Below are 3717 nucleotides of genomic sequence, written 5' to 3'. Positions count from 1 at the left end.
GCCAGAAGTGTCTAGAAAAACCTGGTGGCGCTTCTGGCACCGGACAAAGTGAGACAATAAGGACGCCTTTTATGAACGAACGTAACCTCTTTGACGAGCTGATGCAGGGAATGGTGGAGTTGAAAAAGATGGTAGACGAGAATGCAGTTCCTAAAGCCCCTGAAGACGGTTTAGGACTGAATCCGTCCGCTTGTTAGCCGGGTAACACGAGTCAGCGTTTAAACTAGTGATCAGGATATTCCGCTGACGTACGGCCACTAAAATCTGTCACACCCAACGCATTATGCAATGCTAGGTCTTAACCCTTGCGTCACAAGGGATAATGGTGCATGAATGCTTTTTCCTAAAACTATAAAACCAGTCGACATTAACTCTGCGGACGGACAGGAAATGTTTTGTACTACCGCCATCTCGATGGCAGCATCACAAAACGAGTTGGTCAGGGCTTTCGCCCCGATACCCCATTCCTCCAGGACCTGCTGATGAGCATTAAACAACCCCGCCAAAAGACGAAGCTGATACAAGTTCGCTGCACAGAAGATGAGTACGAGCGCATCCACGAAAGTGCCCGTGCAGCCAGCCTTACCGTTGCCGAATACGTCAGGCGTATTTCGCTTAATCGCCGTATCACGCCTGTAAAGGCTGACTATGCGCTTGCTTCAGAGCTTATCAGTCTCGGAAAACAACAGCATATGTTGGCTTTTCAGGATGGTGGCATTCACAGCAGTCAGTACGCCGACATAATCGAAGCAATTAAGGTTGCCATCAACAAAGCCGACTCTACTTTTGGGTAATTACCTGACTGATTCCTACCGCGCCTGGCGGCTTAGCCAACGCCTCACGATCGCACAGTAAACTGCACGCCCGTTCACCGTTATCGGAAATGAACGTTTCCCGTGAAAATGCGCCTTTAGTGCCAGTATACGCCCGGAACCGCCCGGCATTCACCTCTATGCATAGCCATGCATCGGCCTAAAAATTATCAGGTGAGTTTTTTCACAATACGGACAGGGAAAGGTGCCGGAAACGACCCGCACGCGTCAGGATCGCGCTGAGGGCGGCTGCGGCGGTGCCGGTAAGAGATGTTATGTTCAATTCTACCGGACAGATACAAAAAAGGCCGCCCGTGGGCGACCTTTCCTGGCACTTCCTTTTGCGACCATCCGTTATTTGTACAGCTCAGCGGTCATGTGAACGACGTTGTTTGTGTTGGCTTCGGTAATTTTGTAATGAGCGCCCTGCTGCTGAGCCTGCGCGGCGATTTTGGCCTCTGCACCGTCCAGTGTCAGGGAAGTCGCGGTAACGCTCTGCGCGAAGCTTGCGGCTGACATCAGTGAAAGAGCGGCGACGGCGGCGATAGACATTGCTTTGATGGTTTTCATGGTCTTTATCCTTGGTTTGTATGGTTGAAAGCCTGTGTGCTTTCGATAGGATAATGATAACCATGGTTACTATTAGCTTGTTTACAATAAGTGCTGGTATTGCAAGCATGATAGTTATCGTATTGATAGGTATTCTCAATAAGTTTTTATGTACTCGTATTACACTAAGTTTTAAATATAAAAATAATAAGGAGAGGGCTTTTGTTTTTATTGAAAAAAAACAGGCGAACGCTATAAATAACAGGTTAATTTTTGTTTTGTGATTTTATGAGTTCACTTATGGATGATGCCAGGTCCTTCTCTATTTCATCATTTTCTGATTCTAATTGTTTAACCTTGGCTAATCCATCATTGATTGATTTCATTTTATGGTCAAACAGTTTTATCAAGTTTTCTTCTAAGTTAGATGCTAGCTTAGAAAATGCATTGCTATTTCCAGTCTTTTCTTGGCTTTCTGAAATTACCTTTAATGCTTGAAGCATTTCAGTTTGCACAGAATCTGATTGCAAATTCACATCTTTTTTTTCTGAATTTATCGACCTTGATATTAACGCTTTGCAAATTAGTAATGAAATAATAAGTCCAAGGATAGGGGCCAGAGGTGCCCATGATTCCTTGCTCGCCAGTACAAAGCCCGAGCTTATCAAAAAAGAGATAAACGTTCCAATTTCAGCTTTGAATTTTTTTGCGAAAACCCCCATTCATTTTAATCCTTCTTTTATTTTTTGGATTGCATGAATGTTAGGGATTAGTGATTGGACTGAGGATATAGTCTTACGCAGCTCTTGATAGAACTCGATTAAGTATCCTTCATCAATAAAGCCTTTCTTAAGCAAAAATGCTTCAAAGAAAACGCCATTCCCTATTTCGTTCTCCATATATATAAATCGCATCATCTTATGCACGAGATTCATTATAAAAGCAAAATTCTCCCCCTCATCTTTTGATACATCATCCTGAGTTATCGGTATGGAGCTGAAGAATTTTATTTGATTTTGCTCTTCATTTATCTTTAAAAATATTGCTGGAGAACCATCTATCCTGATGTCTCTGTCAGCGTCTATCTCAGCATCTATTTTATATTCTTTGAATATTTTTAGCAGGGTTTCTGCATTCGCTTCTTCTAAATTAAGTGGTTTCATTTTTGCTCTTAAAATATTCAGTTTTAACTATCTTACACTTGTAACTACCCGAGGGGGATACAAAAATAGCATGCTAGCTTGCCACCTTGCATTGACCGCGGCTGCTATTTGCAGTTAGTCTTGAAAACGAAAAAACCACCCGGCAAGGTGGTTTTTCGAAGGTTCAGTAAACCGGCAAGTTTCTGAACCGTGGTAACTGGCTTTAACGGAGCGCAGAAACCAAAACTGTCCTTCCAGTGTAGCCGTAGTTAGGCCGGCACTTCAAGAACTCTAAGCTTACTTTGTACCTTCATCGCTCCGTAAACCAGTAACCATTGGCTATTACCAGTGGCGATTCGTCGTACCTTCAGTGATTGGATTCAAGAGATCAGTTGCGCTGAAGGTGTGGTAGTCGGGTTGAACGGGGAGTTCGTGCATACAGCCCAGCTTGGAGCGAACCACCTGTCCGGATCTCAGCATCAGGCGTGGAATGAGAAAACGCGGCCATTAACAGCGGAATGATGCGGGGAAATCCGTATGGTGGGAACAGGAGAGCGCACGAGGGAGCCGCCGGAGGGAAACGTCCGGCATCTTTAAGTCCTGTCGGGTTTCGCCACTTCTGGCTTGAGTGTCTTTTTGTGACATTCGCCAGGAGGGCGAAGCCTATGGAAAATCGCCCCTCGGGCGAGGCCTCTACTACTCTTTTTGTGCCATGGCTTGTCTCTACTCCCGTACCGCTCGCCGCAGTGTCATGACCGAACAAAGTGAGCGAATGACCGAGGAAGCGGAATAGCATCCGTTCTTAAGGTATGCTCCTGCCGCTCAGGTGTTACTTTATGCTCCAATATGAAAAGTGTGCCATTGATGGAGGACGTTTTATGGCATGGCACAGTGTGTCACAGGCTCAAGATCTCACAGGTAAAAGCAGACGAACGCTTTATCGTGATATGGCTTCAGGCCGCGTATCGTACAGGACTAACAATAAAGGACACCGCGAGTTCGAAACGTCAGAGCTTATTCGCGTCTATGGTGAACTTGAGCAGAGTGGCACTGATGAGCGGCACAGTATGACGCAGTCACATGGCACACAAAATGAAGGCGCTATGATGGCAGAAATTCGCGCGCTCCGGCAGGAGGTTGGTGAACTGAAGTCGCTGCTGCTTCGTCTTGAGCATAAAGATCCTGCTTCTACGCCAGAAGTGTCTAGAAAAACC

6 protein-coding genes are annotated in these 3717 nt (G+C 45.5%); 3 read left to right on the top strand and 3 right to left on the bottom strand.

Translation table 11 applies throughout. From position 1 onward, the window contains the following. Together PMI17_RS25670 and PMI17_RS03865 are read left to right on the top strand one after the other, a co-directional pair. Nucleotides 1-197: hypothetical protein (locus PMI17_RS25670; RefSeq protein WP_007886321.1), on the top strand; the 197-nt coding region annotated here is incomplete at its 5' end. Between the two features lie 198 nt (nucleotides 198-395). Then, complete coding sequence (locus PMI17_RS03865) at nucleotides 396-794, top strand: hypothetical protein (RefSeq protein WP_007886319.1); 399 nt, start codon at nucleotides 396-398, stop codon at nucleotides 792-794. 372 nt (nucleotides 795-1166) lie between these two features. On the opposite strand, the gene PMI17_RS03860 is transcribed toward PMI17_RS03865, so the two are convergent. The 3 genes from PMI17_RS03860 to PMI17_RS03845 form a co-directional block, all read right to left on the bottom strand. After that, on the bottom strand, nucleotides 1167-1382 hold the full coding sequence (locus PMI17_RS03860; RefSeq protein WP_007886317.1) for a YdgH/BhsA/McbA-like domain containing protein: 216 nt from the start codon (nucleotides 1380-1382) through the stop codon (nucleotides 1167-1169). Between the two features lie 245 nt (nucleotides 1383-1627). After that, on the bottom strand, nucleotides 1628-2083 hold the full coding sequence (locus tag PMI17_RS03850) for a hypothetical protein (RefSeq protein WP_007886314.1): 456 nt from the start codon (nucleotides 2081-2083) through the stop codon (nucleotides 1628-1630). After that, nucleotides 2084-2524 (bottom strand): hypothetical protein, encoded by a 441-nt coding sequence (locus PMI17_RS03845; protein WP_007886313.1) that lies wholly within the window; start codon nucleotides 2522-2524, stop codon nucleotides 2084-2086. Between the two features lie 857 nt (nucleotides 2525-3381). Between PMI17_RS03845 and PMI17_RS03840 the strand changes: the two genes are divergently transcribed. After that, nucleotides 3382-3717: hypothetical protein (locus PMI17_RS03840; protein WP_007886312.1), on the top strand; the 336-nt coding region annotated here is incomplete at its 3' end.

The sequence above is a fragment of the Pantoea sp. GM01 genome (genome assembly GCF_000282675.1).
Taxonomy (GTDB): domain Bacteria; phylum Pseudomonadota; class Gammaproteobacteria; order Enterobacterales; family Enterobacteriaceae; genus Pantoea; species Pantoea nemavictus.
Note: the sequence above shows the minus strand (reverse complement) of the source record. Positions and strands in the feature narration are given on the sequence as shown.